This is a genomic window from Bradyrhizobium sp. AZCC 2230 (assembly GCF_036924495.1).
In the GTDB taxonomy this organism is placed as follows: Bacteria; Pseudomonadota; Alphaproteobacteria; order Rhizobiales; family Xanthobacteraceae; genus Bradyrhizobium; species Bradyrhizobium rifense.
This window is the reverse complement of sequence record NZ_JAZHRS010000001.1, coordinates 5819861-5834996: the sequence shown is the minus strand read 5'-3', so window position 1 is coordinate 5834996 and position 15136 is coordinate 5819861. Positions and strand designations below refer to the sequence as shown.

Below are 15136 nucleotides of genomic sequence, written 5' to 3'. Positions count from 1 at the left end.
CAGAAGGACTGAATTTGATGACGATTACGATCGCCGCAAACAGCGTGCCGAAGCCGCCGGCCGATATCATCGAGGGCTTCAGGAATGCGCCGACCTCGATCATCTCAGACAATCTCGGCCGGCTGCCGGGCGCGGTCGGGCTCAAACCCTATCACCGCAGCGGCAGGCTGATCGGCGCGGCCTTCACGGTGCGCACCCGGCCCGGCGACAATCTCGCCATCCACCGCGCGCTCGAGCTGGTCGGTCCCGGCGATGTCATCGTGGTCGACGGCGGCGGCGACGAGACCCGGGCGCTGGTTGGCGAGATCATGAAAAACATCGCGCAGTGGCGCAAGGCGGAAGGCTACGTGATCGACGGCGCGATCCGCGATGTCGCAGCCTTCGCCGGCGACGACTTCCCCTGCTTCGCCCGCGCCGTGATCCATCGCGGCCCCTACAAGAATGGTCCGGGTGAGATCAACGTGCCTGTTACGATCGGCGGCAGCGTGATCTCGCCCGGCGACATCGTGGTCGGCGACGAGGATGGCGTGGTGTCGTTTCCTGCCGCGGGTGCGGCGGCGCTGCTGGAGGCAGTGCGTGTCCAGATCAAGCGCGAGGACGAGACGCTGAAGGCGATCCGCGAGGGCCGCTATCAGGGCTCCTACGGCAAGTCGTAAATCACAGCAGGGCAGGGAGATCAGCGTGAGCCAAAAGGAAGAATTCCACAATCTCGACAATGCCGCCGACGGGCTGTTTCGCGAGCTGGCGGCGGGAGTGACCACGCGCATCTTCTCCGGTGAGCAGGCGATGCTGTCGGTGGTGACGCTGGCGCCGCATGCGCAAGGTACGCTGCATCACCATCCCGAGGAGCAATGGGGCGTGCTGCTCGACGGCTCAGCCATCCGCGTCCAGGGCGGCGAGGAAATTCCGGTGAAGAAGGGCGATTTCTGGCGTACGCCCGGCAACGTGCCGCACACCATGCGCGCCGGCCCCGACGGTGCCCGCGTGCTGGACATCTTTAGTCCGCCACGGCCAGAATACAAAAAAGCAGGGTCGGGTTTCGGGACGACCTAGGCGCCAAAGAGCAAAAGCCAGGCGCAGAACAAATAAAGGGAGGAAACGATGACGATCACACGACGAGCGCTGCTGGCAGCGCCCGCTATTCTCGCACTCACGCCAGCGGCGGCGCAGGCCGGCAAGATCACCCTCGTCGTGCCGTTTCCGCCGGGCGGATCGACGGATGCGATGGCGCGGCTGCTGCAGAGCAATCTGCAGACAAAGCTCAACCGCATCGTCGTGGTCGAGAACAAGTCGGGCGCGGCGGGCGCGCTCGGCGCGGCGCAGGTCGCCAAGAGCCCGGCGGACGGCTCGTCGTTCCTCGTCACCTTCGATTCCCACGCGGTGATCCCGTTGATTCTCGACAAGCCGCCGGTCGATGTCGAACGCGAGCTGATGCCGGTCTTCCTGGTCGGCACCGCGCCTTACGTGATCGCGGCCGGCGCCGGTCGCCCCTACAAGAGTTTTGCCGACGTGGTCGCTGCCTGCAAGGCGACGCCCGGCGCGGTGAAATATGCCTCGGTCGGCATCGGGACGCTCGGCCATCTCGCGATGACCGTGCTCGGCAACAAGGCCGGTGTCGAGATCACCCACGTGCCCTATCGCGGCGGCGGCCCGGCCATGAACGACGTGCTCGGCGGCCATGTCGATCTCATCGCGGGATCGGCGGCGCTGGTCGCGGCCCAGCTCGGCACCAATCTGCTGCGTCCGATCCTGCATCTCGGCCGCGAACGGCTGCCGGCGCTGCCGGACACGCCGACCGCGATCGAGGCCGGCTTTCCGGACTTCGAGACGCTCGCCTGGTGGGGCGTCTTCGCACCCGCAGGCACGCCGCCCGATATCGTCTCCGCCATGGCGACGGCGTCAAAGGAGATCCTGAGCGAGCCCGCGACCGCCGCCCAACTCAAGGACACCCAGCAGATGACGCTGCTGCTCGAGGACGGGCCCGCTTTCAAGAGCTTCTTCGACAAGCAGGTCGCTTATTGGGGCAAGGTGGTCAAGGACAACAATATCAAGGCCTGATGAGGGCCAGTGGCTCTCCTATTTGCCAAGACGAGGGCTTCCGGTCCTGCCACTGCTTTGATATGTAAACCTCCAGGCAACCCGCCCTCACCGGCAGGTTCCGCGGTCCCGTAGCTCAGCCGGATAGAGCGGCGGTTTCCTAAACCGTAGGTCGCATGTTCGAGTCATGCCGGGATCGCCATTCGTCCCCATTCGCCCTCGCTCAGGTCAATATCCTGGGGATGCTCTATCCGATCCGCGCTGCGTAGCCGGCGATGAAGCGGCAGGGGTCCTCGTGATCAAGTCGTTCGGAACGCCGGTGGCTCGTGATCGGCATCCTAACGTAATTTCATCCGGTAATTCCTATGGGGAGCGCACCGGTCGGCGCTTCGAATAGGCTCGTCGTGCGCGCTCCCGGTTGCCGCAGACCTCGCTGGAACACCAGGCTCGTGAATGGTTTGGACTCTCATCGACGAAAAACCAGCCGCAGCCCTGCGCTTGGCAACAACCCAATCGAGCTGCGTCCTTCGATGAAAGAAGTGCCGTCAGTGACCAGAGGACTGGCCATAGCGGCTCCTCAGGATCGGCGCCCCGCAAATCGTGAACGTATCCCGCTCCATCCCTGACCAGTCCCGGCTGCGCCGGCAACGCTGCGAGCAATCGGTTAAACGGCGCAAGGCGCACGGATTTTCCGCCGCACAACGCATCCGCGGCCTCCCATATTTCGCCTCGCAAGGCGCGCGCGTCTCGCATGATGGCTTCTACTGCTGTTGGTTTTCGCGCGCCCAACACTCTCAGCCTTGCGACCGTTTTTGAAGCCAACGTACCGCGCGCGTTACTCCACGAAAGAAACGCGGCGTAGTCGGGGATCAATTCCTGTGGGGCATCGGAGGTGCGCCAGTCCATCGTATTGGCGAAGTCGAGGCAGACGCGACCTCCAAAGAACTGTGTCGCTGCACGTGCGGGATCCCTTGACATGGCCTACTCCGCGCAATCTAATGGTTATGACCATGAGAAACGCAAATTCATTCGCATCCAATTGCACCGCTGCTGCTTTCCGGCAGGGGTTCTTCGCGGCTCTTCCCTTTATAGCCAGCAATGGAATAGCGGGTATAGCCATGGGAGTTGCCTATCGAGGCCTGGAACTTGGCTTCGTGCCGGCTGTGCTGTTCAGTCTGGTCGTATACTCGGCCACGGCCCAGGCTGTAACACTGGGACTGTGGACATTGCCGCCTCCAGTCGCCGCATTGATGCTTGCCTGCGTAGCGACGAACGTCCGTTATCTGGTGATGGGAGCACAGCTCCGCTTGCTATTTCCGGATATTTCCCGACGCGCAATGCTTCCGATCCTGTTCCTGCTCGCTGACGCATCGTGGCTGATGACGGTGGCCGAGGCTGAACGAGGACGACGCGATGCCGGCTATCTGCTCGGGTGCAGCTTGCCCATGGCTATCGGCTGGATCGGCGGCACAGCGCTCGGCTATGCGTTGCCGCTAAGGCCGCACGGACCGTTTGCGATTGCGGCCGCGTTCCTACCACTTGCGTTCGTCGCTGCCCTTCTACCCACGCAGTGGCGCGGCTGGACAAGCCTGCTGCCGTGGACGGTGTCAGCGGCAGTAGGGATTGCCGTGGCCAGCAAGCTTGACCAGAGCTGGGCGATGTTGATCGGCGGCGGCGCAGGCATGTTCGTCAACCTGCTGTGTGGCGATGATGCTTGAGTGGCAGATTATCGCCGCGGTGTTCGCGGTCGGAGCAGCGAGTTACGCAATGCGCTCTGGAGGCTATCTTGCGGCAGGCGTTCTCCCGCAGACCGGCGTCTCGCCGAGGCTCTTGCGTTACGCGCCCGGCAACCTGTTTGTCGCGTTCGTTGCTGCAGGTATTGTCGAGGGCGGATGGCCAAGCCTCTTCAGCTGCCTCGGCGCCGTGACAACAATGCTAGTCACGAAGCGCGAGTGGGCAGCCTTTGGGGGTTGGGTTCTCCTTGGCTGCATTGATCGCGGCCCTGCGGTGATCGCAGGTTTGTACTGGAGAGCGGCGCCAACGGTAAATGCCGCGATGGTTCGTGAAAACTGAGGCCGGGTAGGCTCTGCGCGACTCCAACGGTTGAATTTCGGAAAAAATGTCCCGGGCGGACTGAAATTTCGGATTTTTGCCCTTGCGAAGCGCAAAGACGCCCTTTATTAAACCAATAGGTTATCAACTTATTGGTTTAATACATGCCGGTGGACCCACTCAGCGCGACCCTTTTTGCACTCTCCGATGCCACACGGCGGGGCCTCCTCGCCCGTTTGGCGACAGGCGACACAACCGTGAGTGAGTTGGCCAAGCCCTACGACATGAGCCTCGCGGCTATCTCAAAGCATCTCAAAGTACTCGAAACCGCGGGCCTGATTTCGCGAGGCCGGGATGCCCAGTGGCGGCCTTGTCACCTCGAGGCCGCGCCGCTTCGAGATGTTTTCGAATGGCTCGATAGCTACCGACGCTTTTGGGACAACAGCCTCGATAGCCTGGCTGAGTATTTAACGGTCATGCAGAAGCAGGGCTCCAGTGACCCCGGACCCTAGGTTCGGGGGAATTTGCGAGCCGACAATCTCAACGCGAGATAACGAAGGAAGATTTCAGTGACATCAATAGTCGACGCCAGTTCGCTCAGCGAGCCCGCGGTTATCGTCACCCGCATGTTCGATGCGTCGCGCAATCTGGTCTGGAGTGCCATTACAGATCCAAAACATGTCGCGCATTGGTACGGTGGTCCGGGATTTACCAGCCCGGTATGTGAGATGGACGTAAAGCCGGGCGGAATCTGGCGGCATATAATGCAAGCCCCCAATGGTGCTCAGTTCGCGATTAACAGTGTGTTTCTTGAGGTCGTCGAACCCGAACGGCTCGTCTGGAAAACCATTAAGGACGAAAATCGCAAGCCGCCTCCGCCGACGGCGGTCAACACGGTCACTTTGGAAGAGCAGGGCGCTCAGACGAAGTGGACACTCGTCGCGCGCTTCGATTCGATCTCCGACCGCGACATCTCTGCAGGAATGGGCTTCGGTAAGATGATCGGCATGGGAGCGGATCGCCTTGCAGAGCACCTCGCGACGATGTGAGGCGGCGAACGCCGACAGTCATTTTTATCGCCGGCATCGACCGTCAACTACGCAAGGGGCAATTTGCATGAGTGCAGAATCCAAGTTGATAACCACTTCAAGATCGAAGGTCTGGATAGGGTGGATCATAAGCGGCCTTGTGGTGCTGTTTCTTCTCTTCGACGGCATCACCAAGCTGATAATGATCGATCCGGTGGTGGATGCGACGATACGAATCGGATTTCCGCTGGATCTGATACGACCACTTGGAATCGTTTGTCTTGCCTGCGCCATTTTGTACGCGATTCCACGCACGTCCATTCTCGGTGCGATCCTTCTTACGGGTTTTCTGGGCGGCGCTGTTGCGAGCAAAGTACGACTGGAGGATCCGCTCTTCAGCCAAGTTCTCTTCGGCGTCTATGTCGGCATCCTCGCCTGGGGCGGGCTCTATCTGCGCGATGACCGATTGCGCTCTCTTATCCCCTTTCGACGCGGCTCGACACCATGAGCCCCGGCAACAAAGACGTGCAAAAAGTACTTTCGAAAGACGGCACCGCAATTGCCTTTGACCGGTCAGGGGAGGGACCCCCGATTATCCTGGTTGACGGCGCGTTATGCAGCCGATCCTTCGGACCGACTCCGAAATTGGCTCCGCTGCTCTCAAAGCACTTCACAGTATTCACCTATGATCGCCGTGGCCGGGGCGATAGCGGCGACACCGCGCCGTATTCGAAAGAACGCGAGGTCGAAGATATCGATGCCATGATCGGGCAGGCCGGCGGATCAGCGTTCGTGATGGGCATATCTTCCGGAGCGGCTCTTGCGCTGCTCGCGGCTACGAGCAGTCTCAACATTACGAAACTCGCGCTCTACGAGCCGCCGTTTATGGTCTCCAACGAGGGCCGCAAACCGCCTGCGGACCACGAAGCGCGTCTCAGAGAGCTAATCCACGGCGGGCACCGAGGTGGCGCGGTGCGGTTCTTCATGAAAGATGTTGTGGGCATGCCCGTGGTGTTCGTCGCCGCAATGCGGTTGATGTTTCCGATTTGGTCGAAGCTCGAGGCTGTCGCGCACACGCTACCCTACGATGCAGCAGTCATGGGTGACTATGCATTGCCGACCGAACGGATTTCTTCAATCACGATACCGCTGCTTGTGATGGATGGTGAGAAGAGTGATGTACGGCTCCGCCATGCGGTGCGGGCAGTTGTCGAAGCTCTACCTAATGCGGAGCGCCTAACCCTCAAAGGTCAGACCCACAACGTCTCTGCGGCAGCCCTTACTCCCGTGTTGGTGGAGTTCTTCGTCGGGTGAAAACTGCTTCTTTCCACGATGTGGGCTGCCACGATCGAAGCTTGAGCTTCCAATTTCGACGACGAGCAGGGAATGACGAGTGGCGAGAATAGGATTGCGCTTTTTATCGATGGCGCCAACCTCTATCCAGCTGCCAAGACGCTCGGCTTCGACATCGATTACAGCCGCCTGCTGAAGGAATTTCAGAGCCGCGGGACGTTGGTGCGCGCATTTGATTATACGGTGATCATCGAGGATCAGGAATTTTCCTCGGTCCGGCCTTTGCTCGATTGGCTGGATTACAACGGCTTTACGAAACCAGCAAAGGAGTTCGAGGACGGACAGGGCCGCCGCAAGGTGAGGGGCAACATGGATATCGAGCTCGCGGTCGGTGCGATGGAACTCGCCAAGCACGTCAATCAGATCGTGCTGTTTTCCGGCGACGGCGATTTCCGTCCATTGGTCGAAGCGGTGCAACGCCGCGGCGTCAAGGCTACCGTGGTCTCGACGATTTCGAGCCGGCCGCCGATGATCGCTGACGAACTGCGACGTCGGGCCGACGTCTTCCTCGACTTGGCGGAGCTGCACCCCGCATCGTGCGCCGCTCGGACTCGCGATCCTCGCTGGAACAATAGCGGTCCGAATGCGTGGGTGGAAGCTTAGACTTCTTGGCCTCAGCGCATTCGCGCATCCCACGCAAAAGTCGCGCAGCCTCAGGGCTGATGCCGCCGCGTGATCGCGACCTGGGCGGCCTGCGTATAGAGGCTCGATACCAGTTCGAGATGGGAGCCCGCGGCCTCCGACTTTTCAGCCCAGCCGTCCAGCGCTTCCAGCATCGGCGGGAGCGTTGCAGCGCGCAAGGCCGCATAGGCTTCGGTGACGTCGTGGCCCCGCTCGGTCGCGCGGTAGCGCGTCTCCTTGCGCGACGATGAGCCCTCGGTCTCGATCAGGCCGGCCTTCACCAGCTTGCGGGTTGCGTATTGCAGATTGGGGACATCGACGCGGTTGAGCAACTGGCCGATCTCCGAGAGCCGCTTCGGCTCGTCGCCCATGCGCACCACGTTGAGCACGGCGACGTCGTCGCCAGTCAGCGGCACATCGCAGACGGCGGCAAGGCAGGCAGCCTTCCAGCGGTAATAGGCCTGCGCCAGCCGCTCCAGCCTGAACTCGAACTCTGAGAGGCGTTTTTCGGTCTCGGTGCGCGCCAGGTGCCATGAGCCTGTCCGTTCGGCGGCGGCCGGCCGCTGCTTGTCTCTCGCGGCCGTGCCTGTTCGTCGCGCGGCCGCCTTCTGCGTCTTCCTCAACATCGTCTCCTGATTCCCGCCCTCGCTCACGGCCTGGGCAGGCTGTGCCCAATCTATGCTATTTACAAGTTCGATTCTTACATTAAAAATTCAATTAAGAAAGCATGATGAAAAGGCAGCGCCCTCGCCTCGTGCCGGACGCGTCAAACAGACGCGCCGAAATGGGCGAGGGCTCCAAGGGCTCAACGACGAGAGGGGACGATCACGATGGCCGGACAGTGGATCGACATCGCTGCCAAGGATGGCGGCACGTTCAAGGGGTATCTCGCGGTCCCTGCCTCGGGCTCCGGTCCCGGCATCCTGCTGTTGCAGGAGATCTTCGGCGTCAACAAATCGATGCGTGAGGTTGCCGACCACTATGCCGAGGAAGGCTATGTGGTGCTGGCGCCCGACCTGTTCTGGCGCATGGAGCCTGGCATCGAGCTCGGCTACACCGAGGCCGATTTCGGCAAGGCGATGGGCTATTACCAGCGCTTCGATGCCAATCAGTCGATCAAGGATGCCGCCGACGCGCTGAAGGTGCTGCGCGCGCGTCCCGAATGCAAAGGCAAGGTCGGCGCGCTCGGCTTCTGTCTCGGCGGCAAGCTCGCTTATCTCGTCGCCGCGCGCACGGATGTCGACTGCGCCGTCAGCTATTACGGCGTCGGCATCGAGGCCGATCTCGGCGAAGCCGGCGATGTCAAATGTCCGGTGGTCTTCCATTTCGCCGAGCTCGACCGCTTTGCGCCGGCCGAGGCGCGTGCGCAGATCGAGGCGGCGTTCAAGGGCCGACCCGAGATCGAGTCTTATCTCTACCCCGGCTGCGACCACGCCTTCGCCGCGCCGGAACGTACCAGCTTCAACAAGCCCGCGACTCTGATGGCGTATACGCGCTCGATCGCGGCGTTCCGAAAGGCGCTGGGCCCGCACTACGATCTCTCGGCGCTTTGGGACAGGCACACCGAGCTCGAATTCGCGACGCGTTCGGCCGAGCAGACCATGACGACCATGGTTGCCGAGCCCTATGTCAACCACATCCCGACCATGACCGGCGGCGTCGGCTATCGCGACCTGCTGCGCTTCTACAAGAACCACTTCATTCCGAAGACGCCGCAGGATACCAAGCTGGTGCCGATCTCGCGCACCATCGGCTCCGACCGTATCGTCGACGAGATGCTGTTCTGCTTCACCCACGACATCGAGATCGACTGGATGCTGCCCGGCGTGCCGCCAACCGGCAAATATGTCGAGATCCCGCTGGTTGCGATCGTGCGCTTCCGCGGCGACAAGCTCTACAACGAGCACATCTATTGGGACCAGGCGTCCGTGCTGGTGCAGATCGGGCTCCTGGATCCGAAGAAGTTACCTGTCGCCGGCGTCGAGACAGCGAAGAAGCTGGTCGATGAATCGCTGCCATCCAACACGCTGATGGCGCGCTGGTCCGAGAGCGCCGGGAAATAACCAGACCTGATCGACGGCGCCGCTCGCGGCGCCGCTTTCGCAACTGCTCGCAATCTCTCGTTCATCGTGTTGAGGGTCATGAACATGTCGTCGCTCTCTCGTCGCTCGCTTCTCCAGCTCGCCGGCGGCGCCGCCGCGCTGCCGCTCGCCTCTGGTCTTAACGGTGGTGCGCTCGCCGCTACGCCGGGCACGCTGACCATTGCCTACAATGTCAATTTGCCGTCGTTCGATCCGACCGTCGGCCTCTCGGCCGTCAACCCGACCATCCAGTCGATCTATCAGGCGGTGTTCGATCCCTTCATCGGCCAGGCGCCCGATCTGTCGTTCAAGCCGGGTATTCTGACGAAATGGGGCTGGAACGAGGATCGCAGCAAGATCACGCTGGACGTGCGGAAGGGCGCAACCTGGCATGACGGCTCGCCGGTGACGCCGGAAGACGTGGTGTGGTCGCTCACCCGCGCCGCGGATCCGAAGGGCGGCAATCCCATCCAGTTCGTCTGGTCCAAGGTCGGCAATTACAAGATCGACGGCAACACCATCACCGGTGACGTGCTGGAGTTCGAGCCGACGCTGTTCAAATGGATGGCGTTCCTCACCGGCTACATCCTGCCCAAGGCCTATTACGAGAAGGTCGGCGCGGAAGGGTTCGAGAAGGCGCCGATCGGTTCGGGCCCCTACAAGGTCGATGCCTTCGAGCGCAACGCGTTCCTCAGGCTGAAGGCGCATTCCGGCTATTGGGGGCCCAAGCCCGCCTTCGAGACCGTGGTGTTCAAGTTCATCACCGATTCCACCAGCCGCGTCGCGGAGATGGAATCCGGCGGCTCCGATCTCACCTTCGAGATTCCCTACGAGGAGTTCGACCGGTTAAAGGCCAAGCCTGGCCTTGCCGGCCAGACCAAGCCGGTCTCCGACATCGCGATGATCTTCCTCACCGACATCGATCCGATGCTCGACCGCAATGTACGGCTCGCGGCAAATCACGCCATCGACAAGAAGGCGATCGTCGACCGGCTGCTCAAGGGCTATGGCGTGCCGATCGCGACGCTGGAGGCGCCGGGCTATGCGGCCTTCGATCCCTCGATCAAGGTCGCCTACGATCCGGAGCTTGCCAAGAGCCTGCTCGCCAAGAGTGGTTACTCGCCCGAGAAGCCGGTCAAGTTCACGATCCAGACCACGCGCGGCTTCAAGCCGAAGGACTATGAGATGATCCAGGCGATCGTCGGCATGTGGCGCAAGGTCGGCATCGACGCCAGCATCGAGGTCTACGAGATCGCAAAGCATTTCGAGCTGCGTGCGCGCCACGCACTGGCTCCGGCCGCCTTCTACAATTGGGGCAACGCGATCGGCGATCCCTCGACCTCGACCGGCTTTGCGATGTTCGGGCCCTCGCCGCACTGCGCCTGGAAGGGCAAGGACCTCGTCGAGCGCATCGGGCCGCTGTGGGGCGAGAAGGACGAAGCCAAGCGCATCGCCGGTTACAAGGCGGTCGACAAATACATCGCCGAGGAAGGCGAGGTGATCCCGCTGTTCCAGTATGTGCAGCCGATCATCCACAAGAAGGGCCTCAAGGTCGTGTCGCAGTCCAACGGCATGATCCTTCCGCAGCTCGTCACGCCGGCTTAGGCCGCGGTTTCAGGGAAGGGCGACACCAGGATGCGATGGGGCGAGCTGATCAGGCGACTCGTCCTCGTGCCACCCACGCTGTTCGGTGTGGCGGTGATCGTCTTCGTGCTGCTGCGCGTCGTGCCCGGCGATCCCATCGCCATGATGATCCCACCCGGCGCCTCTGAGGCCGACATCGGCCGGCTGCGCGCGCTCTACGGCCTCGACCAGCCGATCCTCCAGCAATTTGCGACCTGGCTCGGCCAGGTCGCAAGCGGCGATTTCGGCCGCTCCATCAGCGTGCGGCAGAGCGTGCTGGAATTGTTGCTGGCGCGGCTGCCGGCCACGATCGAGCTTGCGCTGCTCGCAACGATGATTGCCGTTGTGCTCGGCGTGGTCGCAGCGCTCGCCGGTATTTTGCTGCGCGGCCGGCGCGCGGAATGGGTCGTCGATGGCGGCATCGGCATGCTGCTGGCGATTCCGGATTTCCTCTGGGCGCTGATCCTGCTGCTGCTGTTCGGTGTGCTGATTCCGCTGCTGCCGATCTCCGGCCGGATCGATCCGGAGATCGACCTCAGCCTGCGCAGCAATTTCTACCTGATCGAGAGCGTTCTGACCGGCCGCTTCGACATCGCCTTCGCGCTCCTGCACCACATGATCCTTCCGGCGCTGGCGCTGGCGCTGCCGTTTGCAGCCCTGGTGGCGCGCTTGCTGAAGGCGTCGCTGGCGGAGGCGGAGGACCAGGATTATGCGCAGATCGCGCGCGCTCGCGGCTATTCGCGCCCGAATATCCTGCTGCACGAGGTGTTTCCCAACGCGCTGATCCCGACGGTCGCGCTCGGCGGCGTCCAGGTGACGCTACTGCTCGGCGGCACCGTGCTGGTCGAGCGCATCTTCTCCTATGAAGGCATCGGCAACATGGCGATCGACGCGGTGATCAACCGCGACTTTCCGCTGATCCAGGGCCTGGTGCTGACCTTTGCGGTGTTGTTCATCGCGCTCAATCTCGTCGTCGATCTCGTGGTCACCATGCTGGATCCGAGGCTGCGCCATGGCTGACATCGCAGTCACCTCCGTCGCCGCGCCGCCGTCGCGTCTGCTTGCGGGTCTGAAGCGAGGCGGTCCGCGTCTCTGGCTCGGCGCAGCACTGGTCGCCCTGTTGGTGCTGGCTGCAATCTTTGCACCCGTGCTCGCGCCGCACGATCCGCTCGAGCAGGACCTGATGTCGGCACAATTGCCGCCGGCCTGGATGACCGGCGGCGAGCCCGCCTATCTTCTCGGCACCGACAGCCTCGGCCGCTGTGTGCTGTCGCGCCTGATCTATTCGGCGCAGACCGCGGTGATGGTTGGACTGATCGCGGCAACGCTTGCCGCGGCGATCGGCGTCGCGCTCGGCCTGTTTGCGGGGAGTTTTGGCGGCTGGGTCGACCAGTTCATCTCGCGGCTGATCGACGTCTGGATGGCGTTTCCGCCCGTGCTGCTGTCGATCGTGCTGGCCGCGGTGATCGGCGCCGGCCTGACCTCGGTGATCGCGGCGATCGTGGTGGTCGACTGGACGCGCTTTGCCCGCGTGATCCGCGCCGAGACCATGGTGCAGCTCACGCGCGACTATGCCGCCGCCGCGCGGGTGATCGGCTTGAGCCGGGTGAAGCTGTTGCGGCTGGAGATATTGCCCAACCTCGTTCCGCTACTGGTGACGCTGCTCGCCGTCGAGATGGGCATTGCGATCCTGGTCGAGGTCATCCTGTCCTTTGTCGGCATCTCCGTGGCCGGCGATACGCCGACATGGGGCAGCATGATCGCCGAGGGACATCAGATCGTCTATCAGGCGCCGTGGATCATGGCGCTGCCGATCGTCTGTATCATCACCAGCGTGATCGGCCTCAATCTGTTCGGCGACGGTCTCCGCCTCGCGCTCGATCCGGTACAACGCTCATGACGGCGACGCTCACTGTCGAAGGGCTGAAGGTCGCGATCGGCGCCGCCAATGTGCTGCGCGGTGTCAGCCTCGAGGTGCAGCCCGGTGAAGTCCGCGGGCTGGTCGGCGAATCCGGCGCCGGCAAGTCCATGCTCGGCCGCGCCGTGCTCGGACTGTTGCCGTCGAACGCGACCGTTACCGCAGGCCACATCGCCTTCGAGGGCCGCGATCTCCTGGCCATGGCCGAGGCAGAGCGCCGCCGCTTGCTGGGTCGCCGCATCGCTCTGATCCCGCAGGACCCGATGACCTCGCTCAATCCGGTCAAACGCATCGGAGCGCAGATCGGCAATTTGCTGCGGCATCATCTCGACCTGTCGAAGCGCACGGCGCTGGCGCGCGCCGCCGAGCTTCTGACCGAGGTCGCGATCCGCGAGCCCGAACGGGTGCTCGCGCTCTATCCGCACGAAATCTCCGGCGGCATGCGCCAGCGCGTGCTGATCGCGATGGCTTTTGCCTGCGACCCCGCCCTCGTCATTGCCGACGAGCCGACCACGGCCCTCGACGTTACCGTGCAGCGTCAGGTGCTTCAGCTCGTCGAGCGGCTGCGCTTGCGCCACGGCAGCGCCGTGCTGTTCGTGACCCACGATCTCGGCGTGGTCGCAAAGATCTGCCGCAGCATGACCGTGCTGCATGCCGGCCGCGTGCTGGAGGAGGGCGAGACAGCCAACGTGCTGACGCGACCGCGCCATGCCTATACCCGCGCGCTGCTCGCCGCGACGCCGCGCGCCGACCGGCCGGCCGAAGCGCTGCGCCCGGTGCCGCCAGCCCTGATCGAGCAATTGTGGTCGGAGGCGCACCGGCTCGATGACGTTGCAGCGGTGGGCGCAGCATGAGCGACATCCTGCTCAGTACCGGCAATCTCGGCTTCGGCTATCCGCAGCGCAACGGTCTGTTCGGCAAGCCGACCTTGCGCGAGGTGATCAAGGGCGTCGATCTCGCCGTGCCGCGCGGCTCGGTGCTGGGTCTCGTCGGGGAATCCGGCTCCGGCAAGACCACGCTCGGCCGCCTGCTGGTGCGGCTGTTGAAGCCGACCTCCGGCGGCATCCAGTTCGACGGTGTCGAGATCGGCCAGCTCGACGAAGCTGCGCTGCGCCCCCTGCGGGCGCGCATCCAGATGATTTTTCAGGATCCGCAATCCTCACTCAATCCGCGGCTGCGGCTCGGCACGACGCTGACGCGTCCGCTCGGCGTGCATGGGCGGCTGAAAGGCAAACGCGACCAGCGCGAGCGCGCGGCGGCGCTGCTCGATCTGGTCGGACTGCCGGGCGAATTCGCCGACCGCTACCCGCACGAATTGTCCGGCGGACAGCGCCAGCGCGCCGGCATTGCGCGGGCGCTTGCGCTCGAGCCCGATTTCATCGTCGCCGATGAGATCGTGTCGGGCCTCGACGTCTCGACCCAGGCGCACATCCTGCTGCTGCTGAAGGAGCTGCGCGCGCGGCTCGGTCTCACCATGGTCTTCATCAGCCACGACCTCTCGGTGGTACGCGTGCTCTGCGACGACGTCGCGATCCTGCATCATGGCGAGGTGGTTGAATTCGGCCCCGTCGCGCGCGTGTTCGGCGCGCCGCAGCACGCTTATACGCAGCAATTGCTCGCCGCCATCCCGTTGCCTGATGTCGAGCCGGGCTGGCTCGACGAAGCCGCGGTCGCTACTCCGCAACAACAAGGATCTGCCGCATGACCGAGACAATCAAGGGTTCCGTCATCCTCGTCACCGGTGCCGCCGGTGCGATCGCGCAAGCGCTTATCGCCGAGCTCAAGGCGCGCGGGGCGGCGAAAATCTACGCCGCTGCGCGCGATGCTTCCGCTCTCGCCGCCTCTGACGGCGTCGTGCCGGTCAAGATGGATGTCACAAGCGATGACGATGTCGCGAAGGCAGCAGGCGCTCTCGGCGACGTCACGGTGCTGATCAACAATGCCGGAATCAACCACAATACCGGCTTCATGGCCGCGCCCGATCTTGTGATCGCGCGCGAGGAGATCGAGATCAATTATCTCGCGCCCCTGCGGGTGACAAAGGCCTTCGCACCGACGCTGATCAAGAACAAGGGGGCGGTGCTCAACATCCTCACCATCCTGGCGCGCGTCAACCTGCCGTTCATGGGATCCTACTGCGCCTCCAAGGCGGCGGGTCTCAGCCTGACGCAGGGATTGCGCGGCGATCTCGGCCCGAAAGGCGTGCGTATCGCCGCCGCACTTCCCGGTGCGATCGACACCCGCATGACCGCGATGCTGACCATCCCGAAGATGACGACCGCCGATGCGGCAAAGGAAATCCTCGACGGTTTCGAGGCCGGCGAGGAGGAAATCTATGTCGGCGAGATGGCGCGTGGCCTTGCGCAGGGCCTCGCGCACGATCCCAAGGGGGTCGAGCGCCAGTTGGCGTCGCCGGGCTGAGT

General features: G+C 63.2%; 19 protein-coding genes and 1 tRNA gene. 18 read left to right on the top strand and 2 right to left on the bottom strand.

Features of this window, described 5'->3' with window-relative positions; genetic code table 11:
- Nucleotides 1-17: 17 nt before the first annotated feature.
- The 4 genes from V1280_RS27955 (at nt 18) to V1280_RS27940 (ending at nt 2239) form a co-directional block, all read left to right on the top strand.
- Nucleotides 18-656, top strand: coding sequence for an RraA family protein (locus tag V1280_RS27955; protein ID WP_334531703.1), 639 nt, complete (start codon nt 18-20; stop codon nt 654-656).
- 25 nt (nt 657-681) lie between these two features.
- The gene (locus V1280_RS27950; RefSeq protein WP_334531700.1) at nt 682-1053 is read left to right on the top strand and encodes a cupin domain-containing protein; all 372 of its coding nucleotides are present in this window, start codon (nt 682-684) and stop codon (nt 1051-1053) included.
- A gap of 48 nt (nt 1054-1101) precedes the next feature.
- Nucleotides 1102-2058, top strand: coding sequence for a tripartite tricarboxylate transporter substrate-binding protein (locus tag V1280_RS27945; RefSeq protein WP_334531698.1), 957 nt, complete (start codon nt 1102-1104; stop codon nt 2056-2058).
- Between the two features lie 104 nt (nt 2059-2162).
- Nucleotides 2163-2239: transfer RNA gene (locus V1280_RS27940), tRNA-Arg, on the top strand.
- 161 nt (nt 2240-2400) lie between these two features.
- Here the strand turns inward: V1280_RS27940 and V1280_RS46895 are convergent.
- Nucleotides 2401-3015 (bottom strand): CGNR zinc finger domain-containing protein, encoded by a 615-nt coding sequence (locus tag V1280_RS46895; protein WP_442895172.1) that lies wholly within the window; start codon nt 3013-3015, stop codon nt 2401-2403.
- A 20-nt stretch (nt 3016-3035) separates the two neighbouring features.
- Between V1280_RS46895 and V1280_RS27935 the strand changes: the two genes are divergently transcribed.
- From V1280_RS27935 to V1280_RS27910, 7 genes are all read left to right on the top strand, one after another.
- On the top strand, nt 3036-3755 hold the full coding sequence (locus V1280_RS27935; RefSeq protein ID WP_334531695.1) for an AzlC family ABC transporter permease: 720 nt from the start codon (nt 3036-3038) through the stop codon (nt 3753-3755).
- Entirely contained in the window at nt 3745-4110 is a 366-nt protein-coding gene (locus tag V1280_RS46890) for an AzlD domain-containing protein (RefSeq protein ID WP_442895171.1), read from the top strand. Before V1280_RS27935 ends, V1280_RS46890 begins: the two co-directional genes overlap by 11 nt.
- 149 nt (nt 4111-4259) lie before the next feature.
- Complete coding sequence (locus tag V1280_RS27930) at nt 4260-4601, top strand: ArsR/SmtB family transcription factor (protein ID WP_334538440.1); 342 nt, start codon at nt 4260-4262, stop codon at nt 4599-4601.
- A gap of 57 nt (nt 4602-4658) precedes the next feature.
- Nucleotides 4659-5138 carry an SRPBCC domain-containing protein gene (locus tag V1280_RS27925; protein ID WP_334531693.1) on the top strand — a complete coding sequence of 160 codons (480 nt, stop codon included), beginning with the start codon at nt 4659-4661 and terminating at the stop codon, nt 5136-5138.
- 67 nt (nt 5139-5205) lie between these two features.
- On the top strand, nt 5206-5625 hold the full coding sequence (locus V1280_RS27920) for a DoxX family protein (RefSeq protein ID WP_334531690.1): 420 nt from the start codon (nt 5206-5208) through the stop codon (nt 5623-5625).
- Nucleotides 5622-6431, top strand: coding sequence for an alpha/beta fold hydrolase (locus V1280_RS27915; RefSeq protein WP_334531687.1), 810 nt, complete (start codon nt 5622-5624; stop codon nt 6429-6431). The genes V1280_RS27920 and V1280_RS27915 overlap by 4 nt, the downstream gene beginning before the upstream one ends.
- A 72-nt stretch (nt 6432-6503) precedes the next feature.
- A complete protein-coding gene (locus tag V1280_RS27910; RefSeq protein ID WP_334531684.1) occupies nt 6504-7073 on the top strand; it encodes a LabA-like NYN domain-containing protein in 570 nt (189 codons plus the stop codon).
- Between the two features lie 50 nt (nt 7074-7123).
- Here V1280_RS27910 and V1280_RS27905 read toward each other — a convergent pair whose 3' ends face one another.
- On the bottom strand, nt 7124-7717 hold the full coding sequence (locus tag V1280_RS27905; RefSeq protein WP_334531681.1) for a helix-turn-helix domain-containing protein: 594 nt from the start codon (nt 7715-7717) through the stop codon (nt 7124-7126).
- Between the two features lie 204 nt (nt 7718-7921).
- Between V1280_RS27905 and V1280_RS27900 the strand changes: the two genes are divergently transcribed.
- The 7 genes from V1280_RS27900 (at nt 7922) to V1280_RS27870 (ending at nt 15134) form a co-directional block, all read left to right on the top strand.
- On the top strand, nt 7922-9154 hold the full coding sequence (locus V1280_RS27900; RefSeq protein WP_334531678.1) for a dienelactone hydrolase family protein: 1233 nt from the start codon (nt 7922-7924) through the stop codon (nt 9152-9154).
- A gap of 84 nt (nt 9155-9238) precedes the next feature.
- Nucleotides 9239-10777, top strand: coding sequence for an ABC transporter substrate-binding protein (locus V1280_RS27895; protein WP_334531675.1), 1539 nt, complete (start codon nt 9239-9241; stop codon nt 10775-10777).
- A gap of 30 nt (nt 10778-10807) precedes the next feature.
- Nucleotides 10808-11815 (top strand): ABC transporter permease, encoded by a 1008-nt coding sequence (locus V1280_RS27890; protein WP_334531672.1) that lies wholly within the window; start codon nt 10808-10810, stop codon nt 11813-11815.
- Nucleotides 11808-12695, top strand: coding sequence for an ABC transporter permease (locus V1280_RS27885; RefSeq protein ID WP_334531669.1), 888 nt, complete (start codon nt 11808-11810; stop codon nt 12693-12695). The genes V1280_RS27890 and V1280_RS27885 overlap by 8 nt, the downstream gene beginning before the upstream one ends.
- Nucleotides 12692-13567, top strand: coding sequence for an ABC transporter ATP-binding protein (locus tag V1280_RS27880; RefSeq protein WP_334531666.1), 876 nt, complete (start codon nt 12692-12694; stop codon nt 13565-13567). The genes V1280_RS27885 and V1280_RS27880 overlap by 4 nt, the downstream gene beginning before the upstream one ends.
- The gene (locus tag V1280_RS27875) at nt 13564-14418 is read left to right on the top strand and encodes an ATP-binding cassette domain-containing protein (protein WP_334531663.1); all 855 of its coding nucleotides are present in this window, start codon (nt 13564-13566) and stop codon (nt 14416-14418) included. The genes V1280_RS27880 and V1280_RS27875 overlap by 4 nt, the downstream gene beginning before the upstream one ends.
- On the top strand, nt 14415-15134 hold the full coding sequence (locus tag V1280_RS27870; RefSeq protein ID WP_334531660.1) for an SDR family oxidoreductase: 720 nt from the start codon (nt 14415-14417) through the stop codon (nt 15132-15134). The genes V1280_RS27875 and V1280_RS27870 overlap by 4 nt, the downstream gene beginning before the upstream one ends.
- Nucleotides 15135-15136: the final 2 nt, after the last annotated feature.

Bases quoted from the DNA above. Each gene is read 5' to 3' on its own strand.
- V1280_RS27935 (WP_334531695.1), top strand. From the start codon at position 3,036: ATGGTTATGACCATGAGAAACGCAAATTCATTCGCATCCAATTGCACC.
- V1280_RS27900 (WP_334531678.1), top strand. From the start codon at position 7,922: ATGGCCGGACAGTGGATCGACATCGCTGCCAAGGATGGCGGCACGTTC.
- V1280_RS27880 (WP_334531666.1), top strand. From the start codon at position 12,692: ATGACGGCGACGCTCACTGTCGAAGGGCTGAAGGTCGCGATCGGCGCC.
- V1280_RS27885 (WP_334531669.1), top strand. From the start codon at position 11,808: ATGGCTGACATCGCAGTCACCTCCGTCGCCGCGCCGCCGTCGCGTCTG.
- V1280_RS46895 (WP_442895172.1), bottom strand. From the start codon at position 3,015: ATGTCAAGGGATCCCGCACGTGCAGCGACACAGTTCTTTGGAGGTCGC.
- V1280_RS27910 (WP_334531684.1), top strand. From the start codon at position 6,504: ATGACGAGTGGCGAGAATAGGATTGCGCTTTTTATCGATGGCGCCAAC.
- V1280_RS27870 (WP_334531660.1), top strand. From the start codon at position 14,415: ATGACCGAGACAATCAAGGGTTCCGTCATCCTCGTCACCGGTGCCGCC.
- V1280_RS27895 (WP_334531675.1), top strand. From the start codon at position 9,239: ATGTCGTCGCTCTCTCGTCGCTCGCTTCTCCAGCTCGCCGGCGGCGCC.
- V1280_RS27945 (WP_334531698.1), top strand. From the start codon at position 1,102: ATGACGATCACACGACGAGCGCTGCTGGCAGCGCCCGCTATTCTCGCA.
- V1280_RS27955 (WP_334531703.1), top strand. From the start codon at position 18: ATGACGATTACGATCGCCGCAAACAGCGTGCCGAAGCCGCCGGCCGAT.
- V1280_RS27905 (WP_334531681.1), bottom strand. From the start codon at position 7,717: ATGTTGAGGAAGACGCAGAAGGCGGCCGCGCGACGAACAGGCACGGCC.
- V1280_RS27915 (WP_334531687.1), top strand. From the start codon at position 5,622: ATGAGCCCCGGCAACAAAGACGTGCAAAAAGTACTTTCGAAAGACGGC.
- V1280_RS27890 (WP_334531672.1), top strand. From the start codon at position 10,808: ATGCGATGGGGCGAGCTGATCAGGCGACTCGTCCTCGTGCCACCCACG.
- V1280_RS27875 (WP_334531663.1), top strand. From the start codon at position 13,564: ATGAGCGACATCCTGCTCAGTACCGGCAATCTCGGCTTCGGCTATCCG.
- V1280_RS27920 (WP_334531690.1), top strand. From the start codon at position 5,206: ATGAGTGCAGAATCCAAGTTGATAACCACTTCAAGATCGAAGGTCTGG.
- V1280_RS46890 (WP_442895171.1), top strand. From the start codon at position 3,745: ATGATGCTTGAGTGGCAGATTATCGCCGCGGTGTTCGCGGTCGGAGCA.